General features: G+C 62.2%; 16 protein-coding genes and 1 pseudogene. 8 read left to right on the top strand and 9 right to left on the bottom strand.

What is annotated here, in order from left to right:
• On the bottom strand, positions 1-1,663 hold a 1,663-nt coding region (locus tag AAIL68_RS13280; RefSeq protein WP_347140265.1), incomplete at its 3' end, for a recombinase family protein.
• Between the two features lie 26 nt (positions 1,664-1,689).
• Between AAIL68_RS13280 and AAIL68_RS13275 the strand changes: the two genes are divergently transcribed.
• Together AAIL68_RS13275 and AAIL68_RS13270 are read left to right on the top strand one after the other, a co-directional pair.
• A complete protein-coding gene (locus AAIL68_RS13275; RefSeq protein WP_347140264.1) occupies positions 1,690-1,824 on the top strand; it encodes a hypothetical protein in 135 nt (44 codons plus the stop codon).
• A 139-nt stretch (positions 1,825-1,963) separates the two neighbouring features.
• Positions 1,964-3,265, top strand: coding sequence for a hypothetical protein (locus AAIL68_RS13270; protein ID WP_347140263.1), 1,302 nt, complete (start codon positions 1,964-1,966; stop codon positions 3,263-3,265).
• A gap of 359 nt (positions 3,266-3,624) precedes the next feature.
• On the opposite strand, the gene AAIL68_RS13265 is transcribed toward AAIL68_RS13270, so the two are convergent.
• The 3 genes from AAIL68_RS13265 to AAIL68_RS13255 all read right to left on the bottom strand — a co-directional run bounded on the left by AAIL68_RS13265 (position 3,625) and on the right by AAIL68_RS13255 (position 6,406).
• Positions 3,625-4,869 carry a phospholipase D family protein gene (locus tag AAIL68_RS13265; protein WP_347140262.1) on the bottom strand — a complete coding sequence of 415 codons (1,245 nt, stop codon included), beginning with the start codon at positions 4,867-4,869 and terminating at the stop codon, positions 3,625-3,627.
• 339 nt (positions 4,870-5,208) lie between these two features.
• Positions 5,209-5,523: a hypothetical protein gene (locus tag AAIL68_RS13260; RefSeq protein WP_347140261.1), complete on the bottom strand. Its 315-nt coding sequence runs from the start codon at positions 5,521-5,523 to the stop codon at positions 5,209-5,211.
• A gap of 181 nt (positions 5,524-5,704) precedes the next feature.
• Positions 5,705-6,406 carry a hypothetical protein gene (locus AAIL68_RS13255; protein WP_347140260.1) on the bottom strand — a complete coding sequence of 234 codons (702 nt, stop codon included), beginning with the start codon at positions 6,404-6,406 and terminating at the stop codon, positions 5,705-5,707.
• A 154-nt stretch (positions 6,407-6,560) separates the two neighbouring features.
• Between AAIL68_RS13255 and AAIL68_RS13250 the strand changes: the two are divergent.
• Together AAIL68_RS13250 and AAIL68_RS13245 are read left to right on the top strand one after the other, a co-directional pair.
• Positions 6,561-6,871, top strand: a pseudogene (locus AAIL68_RS13250) (tyrosine-type recombinase/integrase); the annotation flags it as partial.
• A 313-nt stretch (positions 6,872-7,184) separates the two neighbouring features.
• Positions 7,185-8,162: an AbiV family abortive infection protein gene (locus AAIL68_RS13245; RefSeq protein ID WP_347140259.1), complete on the top strand. Its 978-nt coding sequence runs from the start codon at positions 7,185-7,187 to the stop codon at positions 8,160-8,162.
• A 424-nt stretch (positions 8,163-8,586) separates the two neighbouring features.
• On the opposite strand, the gene AAIL68_RS13240 is transcribed toward AAIL68_RS13245, so the two are convergent.
• Positions 8,587-10,011 carry a UvrD-helicase domain-containing protein gene (locus AAIL68_RS13240; RefSeq protein WP_347140258.1) on the bottom strand — a complete coding sequence of 475 codons (1,425 nt, stop codon included), beginning with the start codon at positions 10,009-10,011 and terminating at the stop codon, positions 8,587-8,589.
• Entirely contained in the window at positions 10,004-11,716 is a 1,713-nt protein-coding gene (locus tag AAIL68_RS13235; RefSeq protein WP_347140257.1) for an AAA family ATPase, read from the bottom strand. The genes AAIL68_RS13240 and AAIL68_RS13235 overlap by 8 nt, the downstream gene beginning before the upstream one ends.
• Before the next feature lie 344 nt (positions 11,717-12,060).
• On the opposite strand from AAIL68_RS13235, the gene AAIL68_RS13230 reads away from it, so the two are divergent.
• Positions 12,061-14,169, top strand: coding sequence for an AAA family ATPase (locus AAIL68_RS13230; protein WP_347140256.1), 2,109 nt, complete (start codon positions 12,061-12,063; stop codon positions 14,167-14,169).
• Positions 14,169-16,739 carry a zinc ribbon domain-containing protein gene (locus AAIL68_RS13225; RefSeq protein WP_347140255.1) on the top strand — a complete coding sequence of 857 codons (2,571 nt, stop codon included), beginning with the start codon at positions 14,169-14,171 and terminating at the stop codon, positions 16,737-16,739. The genes AAIL68_RS13230 and AAIL68_RS13225 overlap by 1 nt, the downstream gene beginning before the upstream one ends.
• Before the next feature lie 160 nt (positions 16,740-16,899).
• Here AAIL68_RS13225 and AAIL68_RS13220 read toward each other — a convergent pair whose 3' ends face one another.
• The 3 genes from AAIL68_RS13220 to AAIL68_RS13210 are packed head-to-tail and all read right to left on the bottom strand — an operon-like array spanning position 16,900 to position 22,464.
• Positions 16,900-20,268, bottom strand: coding sequence for an error-prone DNA polymerase (locus AAIL68_RS13220; RefSeq protein WP_347140254.1), 3,369 nt, complete (start codon positions 20,266-20,268; stop codon positions 16,900-16,902).
• Positions 20,265-21,791, bottom strand: coding sequence for a DNA polymerase Y family protein (locus tag AAIL68_RS13215; RefSeq protein ID WP_347140253.1), 1,527 nt, complete (start codon positions 21,789-21,791; stop codon positions 20,265-20,267). The genes AAIL68_RS13220 and AAIL68_RS13215 overlap by 4 nt, the downstream gene beginning before the upstream one ends.
• On the bottom strand, positions 21,724-22,464 hold the full coding sequence (locus AAIL68_RS13210; protein ID WP_347140252.1) for a damage-inducible protein: 741 nt from the start codon (positions 22,462-22,464) through the stop codon (positions 21,724-21,726). The genes AAIL68_RS13215 and AAIL68_RS13210 overlap by 68 nt, the downstream gene beginning before the upstream one ends.
• Positions 22,465-23,167: 703 nt before the next feature.
• Here AAIL68_RS13210 and mobC point away from each other — a divergent pair.
• The gene (gene mobC / locus AAIL68_RS13205) at positions 23,168-23,539 is read left to right on the top strand and encodes a plasmid mobilization relaxosome protein MobC (protein ID WP_347140251.1); all 372 of its coding nucleotides are present in this window, start codon (positions 23,168-23,170) and stop codon (positions 23,537-23,539) included.
• A complete protein-coding gene (locus AAIL68_RS13200) occupies positions 23,536-25,302 on the top strand; it encodes an LPD7 domain-containing protein (RefSeq protein WP_347140250.1) in 1,767 nt (588 codons plus the stop codon). Before mobC ends, AAIL68_RS13200 begins: the two co-directional genes overlap by 4 nt.
• Positions 25,303-25,487 lie beyond the last annotated feature (185 nt).

Raw genomic sequence — 25,487 nt, 5'->3', positions numbered from 1 at the left:
TAGTCACTTGCCTCGAACGCCCGCCCCCAAGGCGGGCGTCGGCATGTGGGGCGGTCCGATCCGCGCAGAGCGCCAGGATCGCCCCCAGTTCCCCGTAAAGATCGATCCCCTGTGTCTCCGGGCCAGGATGGATCACCACCTTCTCGATCAGCCCGCGCAGGATCATCGCCGCCTCGGCCCGCGTGCCGTCGGCGTTCAGCGCCGTGCTCAGCGCCGCCACCTTCTTCTCGTAGACCGTGGCGATGCCGGGATGCATCGTCACGGGCGACGGCTGTTGGGTTCGGGACAGGGCTGCTTCGATCTCGGCGCGCTCGGCTTCGAGCGCGTTCATCTTCTCTTTCATGGAGGGGCCATACATCCCGTCGGTGATCGCGGTGATGATGCTGTCGATGCCTTTCTTGACGCGGGCATGGCGGCGTTCGAGATCGGCCCGCTCCGCCATAGCGTCCTGTCGCCCCCGCTGCACCTCGCGCTGAAACTCCTCGATAAACCGGCGCAGCAGGTCCGGTCTCATCAGGCGCTCCCTCAGGCCGGAGAGCACCCGCTCCTCCACCTCTTCCCGCCGGATCGTGCGGCGGTTGGTGCAGGTGCCCTTGTTGCGGGTCCTCGAACAGCCCAGCCGGGACTTGCTGATCATGGAATAGCCGCCCCCGCAACAGCCGCAACGGATCAGGTCAGACAGCAGATGGCGGGGGCGGCGGCCACGTTCGATGCCCGGCGCTTCGGGGTTCTCGGCGCGGCTTTCGAAGATCTCCTCGCGGGTCGCCTGCTGGCGGGCCTTCACCGTCTTCCAGAGAGACTGGTCGACAATGGCCAGGTGCCGCACCTCCTCGACAACCCAGTCCTCGGGCTGGTTCAGCCGCGAGACCCGCTTTCCGGTGGCGGGATCCTTGCGGTAGTGCAGCCGGTTCCACACCAGCTTGCCGACATAAAGTTCGTTGTTGAGGATCCCCGTTCCGCGTTTCCAGTTGCCGCCGATGGTAGAAGCGCTCCAGGTGCCGCTGCTGCGGCCCGAAGCGGGGGAGGGGATGCCTTCCGCGTTCAGCGCGACCGCGATGGTGCGGGCGCTCTTGCCTGCGGCATAGTCACGGAAGATCCGCCGCACGACCGCGGCTTCCGCCTCATGGATGACGCGATCGCCGGTGGTCTGGCTGCCATCGGGCAGTGCCTGGCGGTCGACCTTGTATCCATAGCCGATGCCGCCGGCCGACTTGCCGTCCCGCACCCGGCCCTCTAGCCCCCGGTGGGTCTTCTGGGCGAGATGCTTGATGTAGAGGGCCGCCATTGTGCCCCCGAGGCCGACATGCATCTCGTTGATCTCGCCCTCGGTCTTGGTGACGATGCGGATGCCCCGAAAGCTCATCTGCTTGTGAAAGCCGGCGATGTGCTCCTGGTCGCGCGAGAAGCGGTCCAGGGCCTCGGCCACCACCACGTCGAAGCCGCCTCGCATGGCGGCCTGCCGCAGTTCCTGAAACCCGGGCCGCAAATCACAAGAACCGCTGATTGCCCGATCCTGGAACGTTTCCGTCACCAGCCAGCCATGGTCCGCGCAAATCTTGCGGCAGATCCGCAGCTGGTCCTCAATCGAAGCATCCCGCTGCAGGTCGGAGGAATAGCGGGCGTAGAGGGCCGCCTGGACAGGCGATGATGGTTTGAAGGTCACGGCGTGTCCCCTCCCTCCGTGGCGGATTGGGCCAGATACGCCCGAGCCGCCTGCCGGGCGAGAAGGCGGACGAGGGCGTCGAGGCCTTCATGATGGGGTTCCCGGGCCGCGTAATCAATGTCCGCGTCACTGTCACGCCGCTGATCAGCCCGGCGAGCTGACGGTGTTCGGTCTGGCTTGGAGGGCGTTCTGGACATCGCGATTGACCCGGACGGAAAGGTCCGTGCAATCTGAAGCAGAGTTCGCAACCGGCTTGGGAAACAAATCGGCCGTTTGACGTGAGCCAGGTCGAGGGTCCCTTTGGAAGACAAAATCCAGCAACTGTGGGATGAAGCCCGTGAACTCTATCTCGCGCACTGCGAAGAAGCACCGGATGACCAGGACGTCCCTGTTGCCGAATACGCGCCGGCTCTCATGCTGATTGATGTGGATCGACTCAGGAGCGATCCAGGACTTGTTCCGGATGAGGTCTGGCACCGCGTCCGCCGACGAAGATTTAGAATGGAAATCGAAGTCACGGCGGATGAGCTTACCAAACTGACCTCTGTCCCGCCGTGGGTTCGAAGGCAGATCAGCGACTATGGTTATGGCGTCATGACCTTGCCGCTTCTTGAAATCGTTCTTTTTCCCCGCGGACGGCGACAGCTGTCAGGGACGGAACGGCGCATCCGTGATGCCTTGCGTTTGTGGACCTATGCGCTCTTTCCCAGCCTCAGTGACTATGTAGCTGGTGGCTCGAAGCATAACGAAGCGGAGGTCTACCGCTGGCTTGCGGAGCATGCGCCAAACCTCTCAGCACTGGCAAAGAACTCTCATGCCGGGCGGAAGAATGGCGGCACCACGGGTCAGGCGGGTGATCAGGAAGAGCATCCGGAATTGTGGACCTACATTCCGGCCCTGATGGATGAAGGCCGCAAACTTTCGATGCACTTCCCGGACGAGCCTCATCCCAGGTCCGGTGAGGAGGTGCGACAGAGGGTCAAGGCAATCTCGAACAGCTACATTCGTCGATTAGCGACAAGGGATCCAAAGATCCGCGACTTGGCCATGATGAGAACCCATGTCATTGACACCCTTGCGAAGGCCAAACGTATCTCGGAGCAGGTGATGGCTGAGCGTGTTCCGCTGATGGCTGACTACGACGCGGCCATGGGCCAACTTCTGAACCTCAGAGCGCATTATATTCTGAAGAATCCCGATCAATACGGAAAGCGGGTGCTTGCCCTGGCCTCCAAGGTGCTCAGGTCTCAGATGCATGAAGCATATGTCCAGCCTCCGACATTGCCGCTCGCAGATCGTTTATCCGCTCGGGATCTCGCAACCCTCGCGTTCTTATGCGATGTCGATCCCTATGTCATCTGCGCGGGGCATATGCTCTACAGCAATGACATCGCGGCGATGCGCACCTTGGGGCGTCTGCTCAGGGGCACGCAGTCTGAAATCAGCCAACAGGATCGTGAGACTTTCGACTCCCTAAGCACGGTGAGGCGAAGCCGGCACGCAGCGGGGCGTCCCATCGAGACTGAAGTCGAGCAGATTGCGGAAGCATTTACTGAGCTTCCTGAGATGCTGTTCTTCGAGCTACATCAGGTCGAAGGTTAGGTGAGGCGACCTGAGTTTCGCTCGGGCCGGCGGTGGACGCATCCTGCGGGATGAAGCGGCGGCACTATCTGTTGAGACGTCGATAGTCCTTCATTGCGGGTTCACTTCGCGTTGGCGCCGTGGCCATGGCGCTACAAAGCGGATCCTCGAACTATCCGTGGCGAGATCGACCCGGCAAGGTCCGCCTAAGCGGACAAAGCTGCCGGTCGCTGCACCTGCACAGGGCTCAGTCAGGGCATGGGTTTCGTGTGCTCGAAGGGCAGAAAGCGCCCACGCCGCCGCACATGCGCGGCAATGCTGCTACAGGCATAAACGATCTGTCCGATATGTTGATCCCGAGTGAATATTACTTGCCCTATTCACCTTAGCGCTTTCTGCGCCTCATCCACGTCATGGGCTTTAGGCGGGTTCCAATAAGCGAAGTTGAATAGGACATCGAGTTCAGTGAAGTCGTGCAGGCCTAGGCTTTGACGAAGCGCGGCCGCATCGGCGGCGAAGCTGCGGTAGCACTCGCCATTGACGTTCGTCTTTGCTGGCGCATGCGGATAGCCCGCGAAGTTGGCTAAACCCATCCCTGCCACCGAATTCTGGTTCATGACAGGAAACTGCTTCGGATCGCGGGTATGTAGTATTTCGGTGAGGACGTTGATGCCGGCGCGGGGGATTTTGTCGAAGTAGCTCTTCAAGAGGTCGAACAGCGCGGCTGGATCCTGCGTTCTTTCTGCGGCGACGGCGCGCAGCGCAGCTTGGTAAAGCGGGGCCTTCTTTGCAAGTGCGGTCTTTCCGCGATGGAGCCCGCCCGAGTGCCACTGCGCGATCTGCTCCTCATACCGCGGCAGAAAATCGCGCGGTTTGAGGTCTGGGTCGTCCGCAAGTCCAGCAAGAAGCGCAACCGCCTCGCGATGGCTGCTACGACGCTGCTTCACCTGCGCGGCGAATCCCTCCGGACCGTCGTCAGCGCGCATCTCGGCCAATAGATCGCTCAAAATGATCGTCTGGCCTGCAGGCAACTCCATCGAGCGCCGGGCGCGCCACTCCGCCGCCTTCATTGCGGCGCTATAGATGTTGCGTCGCTTCTCATAGGCGTTGATCAGGGCAGGCGTTGCTTCAACGACGTCCCCGCTCGTAATCCGCTCGCCTACCCAGTCTTCTAGCCGGCGGCGCCATTTTCGGCCAGCACCGGACAGGGCAGCGGAAATTTCATGATTGTCGGAGAAGCCGCCGAAGGTCATGTTCGCTGAACCGACGATTAGCACTTCCTCCTTGCCGCCTTTAATCCAATAAACCTTCGGATGCATCGTATGGGGACTTGCATCACACCCCATATAAACCTTGACCTCGCCGCCAACTTTCGAGGCGGACGTGCGCAGGTGAAGGAGCTTGCGGAGCAACTTAGGCTCGCTCTGGAAGAAGTCGATGCCAATGACAAACGTGGCGCTCATGCCCCCCGCAACACGCGCTTCGAGTGCCTTATGGATAAGCTTCAGTCCTGACATCTTGGCAAACGCTACGATGCAAATGAAGCGCTCGGCTCTCTCAAGATAACGGCCGAGCAGGCTAGCGTGATCTTCATGCTCGCCATTTTCTAGCAGGAAATCTGCCATTCTTCTTCCCCTTTTGGTAGGTCGTATAGACTCAATCAATTAGGCCTATTGATTTCGACAAACCTTCCCAGAAAATGAATATGAGCGATAGGAGTTCGGCCCGGGCGGACGCGGTCGCGCTGTCGCCAGGAGCGGGAGCGGGCGTCGCGGGATCGGGGCAGGCCTCGGTCGGCCGGTGAGAGCCGTCAGCTGGGTGCGGTTCAGATAGCCAGTCTGGCCGTAGCCGTTCGTCCGCTGCCATGCAGTAATAGCGCGCCGGGTTCCGGCGCCAAAGTCGCCGTCGATGCCTGACGTGTAGTAGCGGCCGTCGACTAGGCGCTGCTGCACCGCGATCTGATCCTAGCGGGTCAGGCCCAGTTGCGCTTCGGCCCGCGCAGCCTCGCTGATCGGGGCGGCATCCGAGCCGCCACCCGAACCTGCGGTCAGCCGCTCCAGCCGCTCGCGTGCAGTGCCGGCGTTCGGGCCTTGGAGATAGGTATCCAGATATTGCCGATAGGCGGCCGCCGAGCTGTTGGCGATCACGCCATCCCACAGCGCCCGCTGTTGCGCGCCCTGCTGCTGCTCAAGGATCTGCCGCGCGATCGTGCCGACCACCTCGCCTAGATCTGGGTCCGCATGGGCGGGGGCGCTGATCGACATGACGCCCGCGAGCATGATCGACAAAAGACTCGCTGAGACATGTTGTCCTCCTGCTGCAGCGTCTTGCCACATCACCACGCAGGATTGAGGCCGTGCACGAGGGACTGCAGTAAATTATCCGCGCGCCTCGCGGCGTCTACCGCAACTTCGTCCATATCGGCTCGGGTAAGGTGCGGCGTTGCGGCCGGATGACGGGCTAGGCGTTGCCCGTGCCTTTGGCCGCATAGCGGCCCGTGCGCAGTAGCGGCCAGGCTTCCTCGTATAGCATGATATGGTCATGCCGCGACTTCCAATGCGCATCGATCCCGCTCCATGTGCCTCGGAATTCCTGTCCGCACTCTGGACAGAAGAGCCCGCCTGATGCGGTGGCAACGGTCGGCTGAACAGCGCGCGCTATTGGCGCCGCCGGTCGCTCCGCCTCCCAGACCTTCTTGGCTATCGACCGGAAGGTCGTGATGCCGAGTTGTCCCCGCTCCCTTGCACGCGATCCCGGCCGGACCAGGACCTCCACGACCGCTGCATAAGGAGCCTCCAGGATCTCCCGGGCCTCGAGCGTTGCGCTGTCCATGATGACGAGCATGACGACGTCGCAGTCGGCATCCAGCTTGATACGCCCGAGGCGCTGGCCAGGATTTGCGCCCGCGCCGAAAGCCCGTCCCTTGATCTGGATCTTCTCGGCTAGGTCGCCATTTCGGCGCAGCGCGTCATAGCCCTCGGTCCGAGCAGGCGCGAGTTCGAGATCCAGGATCGTCGATGCGAGATACTCGGCAATTTCGCCGGTGACGCCCAGCGGCTTGCCGGTCAGCTGGTAGTATTCGGCAGCGAGAGGCTTCACCTGCGCAAGGATCTCCTCAATGCGCGTGCTTGTATCTACGCTCTCTTCCACGGGAACATCCATCCATCAGATCAGGATGCAACGGTAGAAAAGTTGCAGGCCATCCGCAACGGAAGCGTCTCTGCGCTACCTCTGGGTGCTCGCATCGTAACCCGGTGGGTATGGCAGGCGAGTGGCCGCTATTCGGGACGCAGACCTTGGCGCGCTGCCGCTCTTAAGTGAGGAGGAGTGGATCCGGAACCCCGAGATGATCGGCCTTGAGTTCCTATGGCCAAGCCGGATCCACGGCAGCCCTCACCCGTCGACACGGCAATATGCGCGGATCGTCCGGGGCTGGGTCATGTCACTTGATCTTGAGCCGAGCGCCTACGGCACCCATTCGATGAGGCGCACCAAAGTGGCCCAGATCTACAAGAAACGGGTAACCTGCGGGCTGTTCAATTGCTGCTCGGCCACACGAAGATGGACAGCACTGTGTGCTATCTCGGGGTCAATATCGAAGACGCGCTGACGCTGTCAGAGCGATAGACCTGTAGCCATCCAACCGGTCGGCACTCTCGGTGCCGGTCGGTTCATAGCTGCCGGTCGACCTCCTCGAACACAGCGTCCGCTTCGCGCGCTCATCCCGGCAATTGAGACTTTCACACAGGTCCCGAAAGCTGCTGCTCGCCACGCCGTCTGTAAACGGTCCGCCACGCATTCCCACCTTGATCATTCCCGGTCACAGTTGGGCCCGTAAATGTTGGGGCAGGATTTGGACTTCATGACATGTTCTGCGCTAACCGGGTTGAACACATGGTAAAAATCTGGAAATTAAGAGGAATTGAGTTACTGGGTAGTCATGACCGAAGACGACATAGCGTCCTGGCTTTCGCGAAAACCCGCCCCGATACGGCGTGACGGCATCTTGACGAAGGCGGAAGTGGCCGCCGCGACCACTGCTTACCTGAATAACGGCCTAAGCCTGTTTGATGATGCGATGTTCCTCGCCGCGGGCGACAGAGTCGCACGTGCCGCAGCTCTGACTGTCCTTGGTCTCGAAGAAATCGCCAAAATTCCCCTGCTGGTAAACACCTTCCTGCGCTACGAGCACGGTGTCGAGAAGGAGGCGTGGACAACCTACTGGAGGGCAGGGGGCGCCCACAAGAAGAAGCAGGAACTCATTCTCGGCTACGGTCAAAGCATTCGGGAGGTCATGGACGGCGATCCGGTCCATGACCGCCGACTCTACCGGCACTATGCACCGGCGGCGGTGCTCGAAACCCTCGACGGGTTCAAGCAGTCGAACTTCTATGTCGATCTGCGGCAGGATGGAATTCATGCGCCAGGTAGCGAACAAGAGGCGGTTTGTGCGTTCGACTATCTTCTGACCTTTGGACAGGAACGTGCGGACACCTTTTGCTCATGGCATGTTTCAGAAACGCGCAGCCGGGACTATCTGGGCATGGCCCTCGGCAAGAAGAATGGCGAGCGATGGACCACCAGCTATAAAGTTGATGAGGTCAGGGCAGACATCCTCTATCAAGCTGTAGCGGTCAGCGCGTCTCATGTTCCAAACTACGCGGTGTTCTACGATTATGTGGAGCGTTACAAACACAAGGTCGCGGACGCGCGTTTCAAAGAAGCCCTGCTCTTGCTTGGGGCGGCTCTGCGCCGGAGGGTTAAAGCGTCAGAGCGCCTGCCGCTTTACTACGCCCGCTATCGCGGGGCCTTTAAGCTTATGATACACCTATCGCAGCAAGAAAAATTATTAGGCAAGAGCTTTGGAAGGAAGCTGCGAGGGACCCTGCTGCCGCATGAAACGAAGCAGAGCGGCTGAGCCGTTTGTTTGCGTCTCACGGGTTCAGAACAGCGCAAAGTGCTCTTCATCTCTGGTCACAAACAGGACAGGAGGCTTGCACAGCACGGGCTCGTCCATGCCGCGCCTGACCAGCATGCCATGACAAAGGCCGTTCGGATCAATGTGGGGGGCATCGCCAATCGCGGTCTCGTTCGGCCCATTCCTGCCGTTCAGCCTTCGTCAGACGCTGCGGTGCGGCTTCCCCAGAACAGTCGTTCAAACTTGTGGCAGCGACATTGACAAAACTATGTCCTTAATAGGACAAAGCCGCCGTTCCGGCGGCGCGACTGGTCGACCAATAAGCGCAGGAAGCGTTCCTTGGCGCCCCAAGCACGACAAGGCTGCCTAGTGCGGGGAGCGGACCCTTACAGCAGTAGCATGGCCTCGCCACCTAGCGCAGCTATCATCCCAAAAGGTGTGTCGGCGAGCAGACCACCAGTTTCCTGGAGCCCCGGGTCATCGCGACGTAGAGGTTCTTCCTGTTCTTTGCTGCATCACGGTCGAAGTCGCTCGCATCCAAGATAACCGCAACATCGCCCTCGAGACCCTTGAGCAGGAGCGGACTTCCCACAGCTTTCTTTGGCAGCAGCCGTCCGAGGACGCGCTGCTGTTCGCGGATGTGCTTCGCGCCCTCCAGAAAGCTCACATTGGGACCGGACGATCTGAGGGCTTTGATGCAGGTGCGCAGGATCTCCGGTCGAAACGTCCTAGCACCCTGTGCGGCCTCGAGCGCTTCGAACAGGGCGATGAGGGAGGCGGCATCCCCAAACTCTCGGTATCGTATTGCCGCAAGTTCGTGCGCCTCGGGCGGTGCCCGGTGTCGACCCGCCGCGATTGTCGCCGCCCGGGCAGCGATGCCCTCCCGATCAACGCCTGACATGACCGCGAAGGCGAAGTCGAGAGCAGCTTCGAGCTTTCCCGGGGCAACAAGGTCGACCTCGCGCGCAAAGTCCGTGACATCTGTGAGGTCGACCGCTTCGACGGTCACGGCACCCGGTGTCTGCTTTGCCAGCTTCCGCTGCAGACCCTTTTGGATCCCACCCGTCATGATTAGGACTTCGCCTCCGTCCCGCGGCGATCGAGTGAGGCAGGCAAGGCGCTGCCTCTCGTTGTCGTTTATGCGATCGAGATGAACCCAGGAGACGTCAGGGGGTGCGGCTCGCAAGTCTATCTGGTCACCGGCCTTCAGCGTGCGACGCGCCTCAAGCAGCCAGGCGCCGAGTTCATGGGCGCCGGCATTCTCCCATCGCCATGGTCGGGTCAATTCCGCGACCAACGGAAAGGTGCCGAGCACGTCGTCCTCCCAAACCGGATGGTGGCCTCGCCAGTTGAAAATCTCCTGCATCGGATCGCCGAGGACGACGGTCGGCAGAATGGACGCGATATGGCAGACAACAGCGTGCTGATCAGGATCGCAGTCCTGATACTCGTCGACGATGACTCGGCGGTAGCTCGCGAAAAGCACCTCGTCGATATGCCGACCGACGAGGAGGCGCGCGATTGCTGCCTTGATGGCTGGGTAGTCCCGTCTCGCATCCTCGAGGTCGAGATGAGCGGGATCTATCCCCGACCGCGCAGGAAAAGTTTTCAGGATGCGAAGGGCCCAGCCATCGATCGTTGACAGTCGGTAACGATCCTGCGGCACTTCATGCCGCTGCAACCGATGCCGGAGCGCGGCGACCCCTGCGTTTGTGTGGGTTAGAACAAGGACAGGCTTCGGGTCGGATTGGCGGCGGAGGGCGGAGACGATCAGTTCTGTCTTGCCGCAGCCTGCGGGGGCCTCGACGGTGCCCCGGGTCATGTCCAAGAGGTTAATGTCGTCAGGCATTGAGGGTCCAGCGACGTATTTTCACCGTCGTCCGCCTGAAGGGTGCTTCCCCCGAAGCGAGGCTCGGTCCTATGATTTCGCGGGCCGCGCGTTCCATCGCGCCCACGGTCTTAAACCAACCCGACTTCTTCCCCGAAGCCTCCCCCAAAGCCCTTCGGGAAATAGGACTGAGCCCGCCGGCCATCGCCTCTTCCCGGATTAAGGCGATGCTGACTTTGTTGCCCGAGGCAGAAGCAAGCTGCGCGTCCAAGACTTGGTGCTCCAGATCTTCGAGAGCTAGGTCGAGAAGAGCGATGGCCGCGTCCGGTGGGATCGATGCAAAAATCTCTGCTTCAATTTTCCGATCCTCCTGCCACTTAAAGACTTCGCCGGACAATTCGAACAACGCTTCCTCATCTGGGTCCGGACGCTTGTCGTCATCACGTAGAAGGGCCGTCCTATAGCCGAGCGCCACAAAGGCCGAGGCCCGCTTCAACATCTCGTCTCCGCCGCCGCTGATGAGACAGGTGCCCGCAGCGTGGAGCGACGGCCTCCCTCGATCGGCTAACCACTGGTCTATGCCCCTCACAAACCCGACTTCCGTCGCCCCTTCACAGACCAAGACAGACTTGGCGAGGAACGCCTCCGGGAAGAGCCGTGCCGTCCCCTGCAACTCGGGATGGTCTCCGGCTCGTTTCAGGTCTGGACCATGATCACCCCGCCGCGCGATTGTTAGAGGCGTTAGCCCAAGCTCCCGAACGACCACAGGTGAATGACTGGTCATAAATACCTGGAGGGAAGGTTCGGGATCCTTAGCGCCGAGCGCGTTCAGAAGCTGGATGATCCGGTGCGGCTCGAGCCCGTGCTCGACTTCGTCGACCAGCACGATCGCCGATCCCGCCGCGGCTTCCTTCTGCAGGCCGGCGATCAGAAGGCGCGTCGATCCGATACCCATTCCCTTCAGCGGAATGCCGACCGCATTGTGGAGAGAGATCGTGCCGGCCGACACGGACACCGAGTGGACATCCAGTTCGGCATGGAGGTCGTTCCCGTCTCCAATGCCCAAGCCGTCCGCGACTTCCTTGACCTTCGCCAGCGCTTCCGCCAGTTGCTCGTCCGCCGTGTCGCCGAATTGTGCCCGGGCGTTACGCGCCGCAGCGAGCAGGATCGTAGATGCGTCGGCCTTTTCCTTGGATAGCTTGTTCAGGACGGAGCCACGTTTCCAAGAAAGATTCACGTCCGAAAAGGAGCCGATCCGGGTCGGGGCGATGTCCTGCCGGTCGGACCAAGCGAGGTAGCGCTCGCTCCCGAGTGCGGCCGCGCGATCGGAGACCAGCGTCCAGACCGGCTCGAGATTTGCCCCCACTGTCAACCTGAGGCACAAAACTGTTTCAAGACCGGCCCGCGGCTCGTCCTCGATTTCCCCGTTTGCGGCGTCGAAGCCGCGCAGAAAGAGGCCGTAGGAGTCGAGGGTTTTCAGTCGATCAGACAATGCGCCGAGCGTGACGGTGATCTCGATCGGCGTGTCGACGGCGAGATCAGTGAAGTCCGCGTCGGTGAACTGAATCGTGCGCCTAGCCCCCATGCAGAGATCGACGGCGTCGATGACAGTCGACTTGCCGCTGTCGCCAGGGCCGACCAGGCAGTTGATGCCCGGCGTCGGGAGCCAGGACAGGGTCCTGATGCTCCTGAAATTCAGAACTTCTAGTTTCCGTATTTGGGCCATGCTCGTTCACAGGTTGTATCGACTTCTTCTACCGTGCGGATCGCGTCAGACCATTCATTTTTCGGTTTGTGCTTTGCACCGAAGAAGGCAAGGGTAGCCTCAGCACTACCGATCGAGCAAGCACACGCGTTTAATTACGAGCCGGTAATCTAACGCTCAACTGTGCCGGCAGGAATGGCGCGTTCACTACCCTACGTTGTGAATGGCACTTCTAATTTGCTGCTGAACATGAAAAACATTGCAATGAACCAAGGCGGCAAGCCTTAGCTTTCTATCCTGTTGAAATGATCGAGATGAGTTTGACGCTGCTGTGAAAGCCCAAGCTGAATTGAATGGGACCTCTCATGGGACGCGTTGATGTCGATGGCCCGGAAACCGAAGTCTTTGCGGAACTGCGGCGTGAGTGGGGTTTTGAACCCGACGAGAGGATCGTTGTCATCGGGAATATCCGCTCCGCGATCCTGCCCGACGGCAGGACGACTCATTTTCTCGAAAATCTGAGACACCCGGCCAGCTTTGCTAGCTTGAACTATCCCGGGACCGCGACCAACGGATCGCACAGCGCTTTCGTCGGGCCGGTTTTGCCCCAAGGCTTCGACCTTCAGTCTGAACACCGGCCTTGGGCCATCGCTGAGTTGACCCTCTCGCCCGTGAGAGAACGAGAAAAGCGCAAAAATCCCTATCAGTGCAATGTGGCTCGCGGCACGTTGCGGCCGCTTCGCGAGGCGCCCAAGGACTGGACCTTTACGGTTCGTGGCTCCGCCAGCGTGGCGCTGCTCGAGGCGGCGGCCCATGACGCCATCATGGAAAGAGCCACTAAATCTACTGCCCTAAAAATTGCAGCCCTGGAGGCGAACGTTGAACTTGAGACGTCCAAGCTCGAGGCCGCCAGCACGGCTCTCGCCCAAGCCTTGTCCCACCAGACCGCCGCAGATGATCGTCTTGCCGACACCAAAAGCCAATTGCGTGATGCTCTTCTCGACCTGCAAACCCAGCGCGAAGCCCATGAAAAGGAAAGAGTCCTGATGGAAGCCCGGCTAAGCTCACTTGCAGAACTCGCAGAACGCAAGGGCGAACGCTTGCGCGCGCTTGGCCTGATCGACGAAGACGACCTCAACCGACTTCTTAGGCACCAGCCGCCCGCCGCCAGCGGGAAGTCCTTGGCCGAGGCCTTCGACGGTGATTTCTCCCGCCTCGCGCCCCATGTGCAGACGGTGCTCTGGAACCGCAAGCTGATCTTTCCGCAGGACAGGATCAGGAATTTTCTCGCGCTCACGCGGACATCGGACCTCGTGATCCTTGCTGGCGATTCCGGATCGGGCAAGACCTCGATGGTCAAGGCCGTGGCCGATGCCTTGGGCGCCGTCTGCGAGATCATCGCGGTCAAACCCAACTGGACCGGCCCCGAGGACCTGATCGGCTATTTCAACCCGGTCGAACGCAAGTATCAGTCGACGCCCTTCCTTGATGCGCTCCTCCGAGCCGAGGCAGATCCAAACCGGCTGCATTTCATCCTGCTAGACGAAATGAACTTGGCGCGGGTCGAATACTACTTCGCCGATTTCCTCAGCCACCTTGAAACCCGTGATCGCCTTCCTGAAATCCCGCTCTTCACGCAGGACGAAGAGCGCCATGTCCTTATGGAGAATGGGATCTTCCTTAACATCGAGGAAGAGGCGCGCCTCAGGGCCAAACTTAACGAGGGGGCCACGATCGAGGACCTCTTGAAAGACGAAACAGCGAACAACTTCCTGACCCTATTCGGCGGTTTCAAGAATACAGAGTCGATACTCGTTCACCATGCCCGCCTGCGCAGGGCGCTGAGCGGTCTGATCCGGACCCGGACGAAGCTCCGCTTTCCGGCCAATGTTCGCATTATGGGCGCCGTGAACATGGACGACACGACGCACAGCCTCTCACCCAAGGTTCTTGACCGCGCGCACGTCCTTCGCTTCGGCAATCCCTTCCTGACCGATTGGGAGGCGGTGGAGGCCGAGATCGAACCTCTTGCGGTGACTGATTCCTTGCAGATCCTGCCCGAAGAGTTTGGGCAGCGCGCGGAATATCCTCCCTTCGATCGCTCATCGCCGACGGGAGATTTCTTGGCACGGCTGGCGCGGATGCTGGACCCGCTCGGCGTTGAATTCGGCTACCGGGCGATCCGGCAGGGCCTCGGCTATCTGCAGGCGGCCGATAAAGCGGGGCTGGATGAACGGGTAGCACTGAACAATATCATTCTGTTGAAGGTCTTGCCGAAGCTCACCTTGGACCTTGGGCGGATGATGTCGGACGGACGGTCGCGCCGCGACCAGTTGAATGCGCTGCGAGATCTGCTTTCGGAGGAATTTGCCGAGGATCAGGACGATCTGGACGACTTCTGCGTCCGGAGGCTCGAAGACTTAGCGGCAGCGGCGGATGCCAACAACGGCCTTGCGAGCTACTGGGTGCGGTGATGCTGCCGGGCCTGAGGGCGTCAAAGCTGCAGATCGATTGGCGCGATGCCAGCCAAGTGCGCATGGTCACAGTTAGCTTCGTCGACCTCGAGATCGATTACGACTGCGTTCCAGAAACCGTGCTCGACATCTTTCCGGACGATCATTCTTGGCTGGGTCTGCAGGTGCCCGATGGCATCGTCCCCTCTTGGCGCAGCGCCGAGGGGGACAGGGCGTTTCTCAGGATCGTCGCGCCGGATGGAGAGGTCTGGTGGATCCCCGCCAGTGGCTGGAACGCAGGCAGACGGCGGCATGACAATGCCTTCGTGCGCGGGCTCGGGCAATTTGACGTAGCTATAGGCGCCGAGACCTTGCGCATCGTGACGCGGCATCATGAAGGGGTGATGCTTGGAGATTATCTTCGCGATTTCCGGGACGAGTTGATCTGGTTGATCCTTGGCCAGGAGGGCAGCGGAGGCGTGGTGCGGGGCGCTGGCAGCGACATGGCCACGGCCTTCGGGTCCTTCGTCAAGGCGGCCTTGTCCCTTGCGGCCGACCTGCCACGAGACTTGCAAGAGAGCATTGGTCCGATGCGCCGATCCAAGGTCCGGCCGAACGCTGCGACCTTCCGTGTCCTCGGACGGGCACCTTGGGCCCAAGTCCTGCCGGGACGTGTGGCCAAGGCAGAGGCCAACATTTCCGACAATCGGTATTTGCGTCACCTGATCCAGAGCGCCCTGGCCTTGGTGCAGGCCGTGAGCAAGGCAGGGCAGGCACAAGCTGAGGCTCTGGACCGCCGCGCCGCGCATCTCGAAGAGATAGGCCGCGAGCTGATCGAACGGGAATGGCAGGAGGTCGACCCCGAGGTCTTCGATGCCCAGCTGCATGAATACGAGCGACGAATGGAGCCGATCTTGCAATGGCGGCCGGTGGTTACGTCGGGTGAACAGCTTTTCCGGCGGCGTTTCGAAATCCAGAAACCGTATGGAACTTCAGGCGCAAGTTTTTTCGTCAGAGATGTCGACGCAGGTGACGTTGAACGGGATTACTGGCCCCAGGTTCTTCGATTGCCGAATGAAGTCGGTGATCTCATCGGGGGCGTCTCAGCTTTAGAAAGGAGGTTTGACTTTGCCTTTACGCGCGGGGGACGCGTCAAGACGAAGGAGACATTCTCCAACGGCAAACCCTATTGGTTGCATGAGATAAGCCATGTTGAGGCCATTCGGCCTAATGGCCTGGAGGTCCGCCGACAGCGGCGCGCCAACCTTGAGACCAGTGGCTGGCGAACGCAACTAGATCGCAAGGCGCGCGAAGAATACAAGCAGGCCGGGCGGGTCAGCATGTCGCGGGCTGAGCACTACCGTTCGCGCGCCCAAGCTGCGGCGCGGCTTTCCGACGATCTTGCCGCGGGTTGCGCGTGTCTCGCTAGCTTGGACAGAGAGTTGCAGGGCCTTGGCGTCGGCCTGTCGGCAACGCCGCCGCAGGGGCTGCGCTGGCGCCTCCATCCGCCCCATGTGACCTGCCTCGCCGCCTTCCGGCAGCTGCAGGAGGCCGCACATAATCATGGCCTCGATACCGGAGCGCTGGAGCGGCTGGATGTCGTCGCTACTCTCCATGCCAGCGCGCTCTATGAGCGCTGGTGCCTGGTCAAGATCCTATTGGTCCTGATCAGCGACTATGGGTTCCAACCCGGAGAGGGGTGGCAATCCCTGCTGGTAGATGCCGTAACCCGGCCCGATGGGCGCATCACGCTCGACCTTCTTCGCCCCGATCTCTTGCTGGGCGCACGACTTCAGGTTCAACCCACGCTGAAGAACGGACGGCGGCCGGATTTCCGCCTGCGAGTCACTTATCTGCCCAGAGTTCCCACCACGGACGTGCGCGACAAGCTGTTCTCTCAGGCGCCTGGCCTCGTGATGGACGCCAAGTTCCGTAGCCGCTGGGCCATGGGCGAGGTCTCGGAGATGGTCGAGGCCTTGGTCCGGCAGAAGGGCTATGGAAACGAGGGCGATGCCGTCTTCGTGCTCCAGCCCTGCGGGAAGACAGTGCAACAAAGGAATTCTCCTCTCGATTGGGGGCCGCATTGCGACCATGGCCAAGACCACCCCAGAGACCATCTGCAGGGCCACATCTGGCTAGCTCCGAATGCCGATCCGGCGGATCCGCAAGTTCACCTCCGCCGCCTGATCGGCCAACTGATGCAGGCCTGCTTCGCACGTCCTACTGGAGTCCCTCTCGATGCTCGGACGCAATTCTTCGAGGAGCTGTTCGAGAATGCGGACCGTGGACCCGGGGGCGAGCGGGGAGATTACCAGGACGTTCCTCTTGTCAGCGCCAGCTTCTGCATCTCGTGTGGCAAGGTTCATGGCGACGGCGATGCGGTCAGCAATTGGACGGGCAAGTCGGGAAGGGGGCGAGAATACTGGGTTCTCGGTTGCAAGGCGTGTGGAATGTCGGTGACGAGGACGCATTGCCATGGCTGCGGTGAACGTGTGCTATTCAAAAACCATCTGCGGATGACCTATCACCGCACCATCGCTGACCAGCCGACCCATGTGGTCTGCCCCCAATGCGGTGCCGATTTTCTTTGAAGATTTGCACGAAGGGCAGTTCAGGGGTCTTGCGTCGCCGTTCCCCGTCCGGAGTCGGGCCTCACGAAGCCTAGTGAAACGTCTGGTTTCGTCATCCTGAATGAATCCTTGCCGAACTACTGTTAGGCCGCTCCCCGGCCTTCGCGTCGCACAGCATTGCTCACCGAAAATCCCGCCCTTTCACCCGGAGCGCATCGAGAGACAGATCACGCATATAGATCTCCCGCGCCTTCGAGCCTTGCGGCACGACCTTACGCGGACTGTCAGCCGCTGCATCATGCCGCCCCTCATCCCCGTGCCCTTGCCGGAGCGGGAACGCCGCCCCGCGTGCTCCGACACTGGCCAGCTCTCCCGATAGGTCCTCGATCCATTGCACCACGAAATGCACCACCTCGCCCTCCCGCTGGATGCGCCCTATGACGGCGATCATGCCGGCACCCAGCACGATGCGCCTGTGCGCCTCGAAGACCTTGGGCCAGACCACAAGATTGGCGACACCCGTTTCATCCTCCAGCGTGATGAACATCACTCCCTTGGCTGAGCCCGGCCGCTGACGCACCAGCACCAGGCCCGCGATCGCGCACCAGCGGCGATCCCGGCTGGCCAAGGCCTCGGCGCAGGTGATGATCTTCCGCTCCCTTAGCGTCCCCCGCAGGAACGAGACGGGGTGCCGGCGCAGGCTGAGGCCGGTATGGCCATAGTCCTCGACAACCTCCCGGCCGAGGGTCATCGGCCGGAGCGCAACGGCAGGTTCTTCGGCCTCTGCCCCTGTCTCGTCCTTCCGGTCCTTTGACACGTCAGCACCTGCAACAGCATCGTCCTTCTGCTCCGACGCTTCCCGTGCCGCGGCAAAAAGCGGCAGCTCCTCCGGCCCCAGCCCCTTGATGGCCCAGAGCGCCTCACGGCGGCTGAGTCCGAGCGAAGGCCGGAAGCCGTCCGCCTCCGCGATGCGGGTGAGGCTGGCAATCGGCAAGCGCACCCGGCGCCAGAGGTCCTCGACCGAGGCAAAGGGCTGATCAGCCCGCGCTGCGACAATCGCTGCGGCATGGCTGTTCGCCAGCCCCTTGATCATCCTTAGGCCGAGACGCACGGCAAAGCGGCTGCTCTCGTCCTCGGGGCGTCCGGTCGGCTCCAGCGTGCAGTCCCAGTGGGAGGCGTTGACGCAGACGGGCCTGATCTCGACGCCGTGCTCCTGCGCGTCCCGCACGATCTGCGCCGGCGCATAAAAGCCCATCGGCTGGCTGTTCAGCAGTGCCGCGCAGAAGGCATCGGGGTGCCAGCACTTCAGCCAGGCCGAGGCATAGGCCACGAGCGCGAAGGAGGCGGCATGGCTTTCGGGAAAGCCGTAGGAGCCAAAGCCCTCGAGCTGGCGGAAGGTCCGCTCGGCGAAGTTCGGATCGTAGCCCCGAGCCACCATGCCCGAGACGAGCTTGTCCTTGAAGGCTGAGACCCCGCCGGTGAACTTGAAGGTGGCCATGGATTTGCGGAGCATGTCGGCCTCGCCCGGCGTGAAGCCCGCGCATTCGATCGCCACCCGCATGGCCTGTTCCTGGAAGAGGGGCACGCCCAGGGTCTTGCCCAGCACCTTCTCGAGTTCGGGGGTGGGATACTCCACCGGTTCGAGACCCTCCCGCCTGCGCAGATAGGGATGGACCATGTCGCCCTGGATGGGTCCGGGGCGGACAATCGCCACCTGCACCACCAGGTCATAGTAGGTGCGGGGCTTCATGCGGGGCAGCATGGCCATCTGCGCCCGGCTCTCGATCTGGAAGGTGCCGAGCGTGTCGGCCTTCCTGATCATCGCATAGGTGCGCGGGTCCTCGGGTGGAATGGTGGCGAGGTCATAGGAGACGCCCTTGTGCGCCTCGATGAGCGCCAGCCCCTTGGCCATGCAGGTGAGCATGCCGAGCGCCAGCACATCGACCTTCATGAAGCGCAGCGCGTCGATGTCGTCCTTGTCCCATTCGATGATCTGCCGGTCCTCCATGGCGGCAGGTTCAATGGGCACCAGATCATCCAGGCGATCCTGGGTCAGGACAAACCCGCCCGGGTGCTGCGACAGGTGCCGGGGAAAGCCCATGAGCTGGCGGGCGAGATCCAGCGTCAGCCGCAGCCGCCTGTCAGACGGGTCGAGGTTCAACTCGCGGATCTGCGCCTCGCTCACGCCTTCCTCGGACCAGGCCCAGATCTGGCCGGAAAGGGTCTGGATCAGGTCCTCGGGCAGCCCCATGGCCTTGCCGACATCGCGCAGGGCACCCTTGGCGCGGTAGCGGATCACCGTGGCGCAGAGCGCGGCTCGATCGCGGCCGTAGGTGGCGTAAACCCACTGGATCACCTCCTCGCGGCGCTCGTGCTCGAAGTCGACGTCGATGTCCGGAGGCTCGTGGCGTTCCTCGGACACGAACCGCTCGAAGAGGAGATCGTTGCGGCCCGGATCGATGGCGGTGATGCCCAGCACATAGCAGACGGCGGAGTTCGCGGCCGAGCCCCGGCCTTGGCACAGAATGCCACGGGAGCGGGCAAAGCGGACGATGCTGTGGACGGTCAGGAAGTATGGGGCGTAAGACAGCTTGCCGATCAGGCGCAGCTCATGGGCCAGAGACGCCTTCACCTCCTCGGGGACGCCTTCTGGGTAGCGCGCTGCCGCCCCCTCCCAGGTCAACCGCTCCAGCGTCTCCTGCGGGGTGAGGCTTGGGTCGTCCCGCTCCTCGGGATACTGGTAGCGCAACTCGTCCAGCGAGAAGCGGCAGCGGGCCACGATCTCCGCCGTCCGCGCGAGAGCTTCCGGGTAGCGCGAGAAGAGCCGGTGCATCTCGGCGGGCGGCTTCAGATACCGGTCCGCATGGCGCTCACGGCGAAAGCCCAGGGCTTCGACTGTCACATTGTGGCGGATGGCGGTGACCACGTCCTGCAGGATGCGCCGGGACGGCTCGTGATAGAGCACGTCATTCGTGACGACCGTCGGCACCCGCAGCTGCGCGGCCATGGTGGACAGCTCATGCAGCCGTAATTGGTCATTGGGGCGGCGGCGCAGGGTGAGGGCCAGATAGGCACGATCGCCGAAGACGTCGCGCAGCCGGCGCAGGCGGAGCGCGCAGGTGTCATCGGCCATGTCAGGCACCAGCACCGCGATCAGCCCTTCGGAATGCTCCACCACATCTGCCCATTCGAGATGGCACTGGCCCTTGCCGGCGCGGGACTTGCCGAGCGTCAGCAAGCGACAGAGCCGGGCATAGCCCGCCCGGTCCATCGGATAGACCAGCAGTGCCATGCCACAGGCGAGATCGAGCCTGCAGCCCACCACCAGCCGCACCCCGGTGGCCTTGGCCGCCTCCCAGGCCCGCACGATGCCCGCGAGCGTGTTGCGGTCGGTCACGGCCAAAGCCTCGATGCCCATCATCGCGGCCGTGGCGAAGAGTTCCTCGGCCGACGAGGCGCCACGCAGGAAGGAGAAAGGGGAGGTCACCTGCAGCTCGGCATAGCGGGGACCAGCCCTAGGACGACGCTCATCGTCCGAGGATGCGCTCATCCGAACACCCCGTGCAGGAACCAGCGGTGCGAGCCGGTCTCGCTGTTCTCGCCGTCACCGGCCCGGAACACCCAGTAGCGCTCGCCGGCCTCGTCCTCGATGCGGAAGTAGTCGCGCACGGCGATCATCTCGGCATCGCGCTTCCACCATTCGCCGAACACCCGCTCGGGCCCGTCGGCGCGGGCCACCTTGCGGCGGATGCCCCGCCAGGTGATGGAGGCCGGGGGATGATCGGGCAGCAGTGCCAGGGTCTCGATCGGCTCAGGCCGGGGCAGGAGGCGGGTGGGCCGCGGCCAGTGATCGGGCCAGCCGGCGCCGACAGGCTCGGAGAGGGCCGCAATGCGGGTGACGGAACGCTCGGGCACATCGCTGGCAACAGGCGCCATCCGGTAGACGCCGCGGGTGCCCACGCGGTTCGCCAGCACATCGACCAGGCCAGAGAGATCCGGGGCAGGGGCCTCCAAGAGCGAGTTGGCCACCTGCCGGGCCTCCAGCGGCTCGACCATCACCGCGGTCAGCGACAGGATCTCGATGCCGAAGCCCGGCGAGATGGTCTCGATCTTCTCGCAGAGAAGCCGGGTCAGCCGCTGCGGGTCGCGCTGCGGGCGGGCAAGACCGACGCGGACGGTCTGGACATGGGCATCGACCCGCCAGCAGAGAAGATCGAGCCTGCGGGCCCCGAGGCCGCGTTCTTCCAGAGCCTCGCAGAGCTGGACCACCAGCTTGCCGAGGTAGCGGGCGATGGTCTCGGCGGCGGCAATGGGTTCGGCAAAGGAGCGCCGCACCTCCACAAGCTCCGACGGGCGCAGCGGCTCGATTGGCTCGGAGGCGTGGCCCAGAGCCTGATCCAGCCTGCGGCAGAGGTCCGGGCCGAAGCGCCGGGTCAGGGGCGCGCGGGGCTGATGCAGCAGATCGCCGATGCAGACAAAGCCCAGGGTGCGCAGACTGGCGAGCGTCGCGGGCGGCAGCCGCAGGGCCTGAAGAGGCAGGGGAGCGATCAAAGCCTCCGTTGTGCCCGGCGCGGCCACATGCATGGGATCAGCCACATGCCGGGCCAAGGCATGAGCGGCACCCCAGGTGTCGGCAACGGCGGCGCGGGCCGTGACGCCCGACATCACCAACCGGCCGATCAGCGTTTCCAGCATCGCCTCTTCGCCGCCATGGAGATGATCGGTCCCGGTGGAGTCGATCACCAGCCCGTCGGGCGGATCGACCGCGACAATCGGCGAGACCCGCTGCAGCACCCAGAGCGCCAGCCGCTCCAGGGACGCGGCATCGGCAGCGGGATCATGGGGCAACACCTGCAGGTCCGGGACCATCGCCTGCGCCTTGCTCACCGGTATGCCGACAGAGAGACCCAGTTCCTGGGCCACTGCACAGGCGGCCGTTACCAGCCGGCGGCTACCGACCCGGCCCGCGAGCACCAGCGGCCTCTCATCAGATGCAGGTGCTGCTTCAGGCGCTGACCGCCTGAGCCGGTCGACCGGCCACAGCGGCAGGGTGACCGAGATGACCCGTGCCATCACACGCCTCCAGTTCGATATCGAGACTTTCTCCCGCCCGTGCCCGGATCAGCTCGATGAGCCAGCGGGCCCGGCCGAGACCAGGAACGGGCAAGGGGGCGGAGGGCAGGACCGAGATGCGCCAGCGGGTCATGGCCGCGGTGGGCTGGCCGAAGTCATAGGCCTCCTGCTGGCGGCGCCAGCGTCTGAGCGCAATGCCGGTGGTGCCAGACCCTTTTGCCGCCAGGTGCAGCCGGCGCGAGGCGGTCATCGACAGCCGCGCCACATCCGCCACGACCGCCCCCAACCCGCCATGGCGCAAGCCTTCCTCCATGCAGGCCAGCACCGAGACATCGTCACCGGCCTCGACATAGATCACCCGGTCGGGACCGAGGCCCGCCTGCTCGAGGCCGGGGGCGAAGAGATCGGCCTGCGTCACGCACCAGAGCACCTGTCCTGGCAGCCGCGCGGCAATCCCGGCGGCAAAGCAGGAGGCGGCCCCGTCGACCGCGCCGTTGCCGCCGCCTGCCACCTCGTGCAGGCAGCCCAGGGCCAAGCCGCCGCCGGGCAAACGGCGGTCAAGGTCCGGCACGCCGAAGGGCAGCACCCCACGCGCCGGTCCACCATCGCCCTCCATGGCTGCGATCTGCTCGCGCAGCGCAGCAAGGGCGGGATTGAAGGGCCGGGCAGGCATGAGGACGGGTGGCTCCAAGAGAGGGCGAGAGATGAACAGATATGTTCTTGTTTTGTTCCGATGTCTCGCAACAAGTCAACATGCGGGATCGAATGATCTGGGGATATCTTGTCCACCGCTGAGCGTTATGCAGGCGTCCTGCGCCACGTCTGGGAGCACGATGCTGGGGTAAGGCTGGATCATCTTCTCCCCTAGCCTCGCGCCGATGTCGGGGGATGCCGGAGTGGATCGTGCAGTGCGGGGCAGGTTCAAGGCCAGTGACCACACACACCAGCTTGGGCAATCCTCGACACGCCTTGATGCAGCGGACGGGCACTTCTTGCGTGCCGTTGCCGATGGACTCTGGCTGCGAATGCCTGACCCCAATCCGACTTCCGAGATTGCGATGCTTATCTGTGTCCGAAGGTGCGAGTCGGTTGGCCGCGTCGAGTTGTTCGGGGATGGCCACGGGGCCATCATGCGCCGGAAGTTGAGGTATAGTCCGGCCACATACGAGGTCGCAATGGTTTTCACCGTCCCCACGCTTTCCGAATAGAAACGTCTCGGGCAAGCGATTCAGCCGATTTGATTCCCAGAGAGCAAGGCTCCTTTCCGTCCACACACCTACGCCTGAGGGCTGTGTGTGGACGGAAAGCTTGCGAGGGGGACACCCCCTTCGATCCCCCGATGCATGCAGCGCCTCTGTCATAGCACAGGAGCTAGCATGGCACGCCGAAAATCTTCCGATCCGCGCCGGATTTTTCACATCCGTCTGTCTAACGCTGAGTATGCCGACATCGAGCGCAAGGCGCAGGATGCCGGAGTGACCATGGCCGATCTGATGCGCACGGCGTGTCGGGAGGCGATTGTGGTCAGCCAAATCAACACCAAAGTAAATGCGGGCGAACTGCGGCGGCAGAACTATCTGCTGGCCACGATCGGCAACAACCTGAACCAGCTCGCTCGGCATGTGAACACCCACAAGCGGGATGCCGACATCCTGACGATTACCCTGCATCTTCGTGTGATCGCCCGCGATATCAAGAGGGCCTTCTCGCTGGACGGCGAACTGATCGATGAGAGGGGACGGTCATGATCATCACCTTCTCCAAGCACACTGGCGCCGAGGACGAAACCGGGCTCTCGGCCATCAGGTATCTGACGGCAACGTCCTTCCCGAAGAAGCTGCCGGATGGTCGCAAAATATCCGAAGACCGAAAGCCCGTGCCCCGGATCTTGCGAGGCAACCCGGACCTGGTTTCCCGAATGATCGCGAGCCTGCCCTTCAAGCATCGCTATAGCTCCGGTGTCCTCAGCTTCGCCCCGGAAGACATCGACCTCGAGAAATTCGAGGGCCGGGACTTGGCCTTGGATGACGCGCTTGACAGGCTGATGCGCGAATTCGAGGATACGGTCTTTGCCGGCATCCCGCGGCACCAGCGTCCCCCTATCCTCTGGACCAGCCACAGCCATGCCGGGCATCTGGAACTCAACTTCCTGATCCCGCGCGGGGTGTATTGCGCCCCTGTTGCCCGACAGAAAAAACGCGGGAAGACCCGGCCAGGTCTCGATGCCAAACCCGGTGATCAGGCGTTGACGATCAAGAACTTCAACCCTCATCCGCCTGGCAAGGTTTCGATTGAGTTGCTGGACTCGTTCCGCGACAAATGGAACGCAAGTTCCGGATGGGCTGACCCAATGGATGCGTCTCGCCGCCGAGCACTGCGACTTCCGGACCACATCCTGAAGCTCGATCGTAATGCCGAGCGGCTTGGTAAAGCTGCCAGGGGTCCTGATCCCAGGGAGCTGCTGCATGAAATCGCCGTGGGATGGATCGGGAATGAGGAGGTCTCCGATCGCAGCGAACTGATCAAGACGCTGAAAAATTGCGGTTATGAGATCGCTCGTGAAGGCTTTGACTACATCAGCCTCAGATCAAAGGGCCCTCACCAGCCCGGGTTTCCTGAGTTCAAGACCTCCACCCGGATGAAGGGTGGGCTCTGGAGCAGGGAGTTCGTCTCCCGGGACTACGCGATGGAACTGATCAACGCCTCCCAATACAAAGATGTCGGGGCACGGTTCGACGACATCGATCTTCTGGGAGTTTACCAGCAGCGGCTCGAGCGGCGGAAGCAGTTTAATCGCAGGAAATACCCAGCTGTGGTTGAGCCGGAGCCTGAACCGCTTTCCGACTGGCTTGATTTTTTGCCGACCAAACCCACTCTGAATTTTCCTTCAGACCTGAGAGTTGTTGGTTGGGTCAAAGCCCACAAAGCTCGGATATCCCCGGAAGATGTCAAAGTCAGGCTCTGGCGTTCACTGTATCCAGTCGAGTTGCCATCCGACATCGCGGCGGCCTTGCGCTACGTTCACGTCCCGAATCATTCGGTGGTTTTCGATGACGGCACTGTTGTCAGGGACATGGGCGACAGCATCATCACCACAAAATCGACCGAACTTTCGATACGTCTGATGGCCCTTGAGGCAAAGGCGAAAGGTTGGAGTGCCTGCGATATCGCGGGTAGCGAGGACTTCATCGTGGGGATGGCAATCGCATGCGCCGAACTCGGAATTAAGCCTGTCGGCACTAATGATCAGACAAACGCCCTGATAATGGCCACCCTAACCGATGCCGGGTATGACCTGACAGAACTCGGGCGCCGGGGTCCGGACGCAAAAGCGGCTGACACGCAGCCCGAGAGTTCGACGCCTTCTGCCATGGTTAAAGCTGTCCATACCCCTCCTGAAGCAGCCCAACCTGTCATGGAGGATGCTACGCCAAGCGACTCTGCGGAGGTCGCCAGCGGTCTTGACGCAGACAGCACCGCCTCGGAAACGAGCACCACCCCCCACTTATAACCACGCTGCAGAAACTTCATTAGCCGCCGCCATCAAAGGTGGCGGCTTACAAGATCCTGCTACTTTCAATGGTAAGGCTAACTCTAAATTTATTGCGGCTCCTAGCTGATAGCGTCCTAGGACAATTTCGTAATGGCTGTCCGTGAAGTGGCCGCCTTGGATGTGAGGGCGGCGCCAATGCGATC

Source organism: Paracoccus sp. SSK6, from assembly GCF_039770665.1.
In the GTDB taxonomy this organism is placed as follows: Bacteria; Pseudomonadota; Alphaproteobacteria; order Rhodobacterales; family Rhodobacteraceae; genus Paracoccus.
The sequence above is the reverse complement of the archived record's forward strand: the minus strand, read 5'-3'. Positions and strand labels throughout refer to the sequence as shown.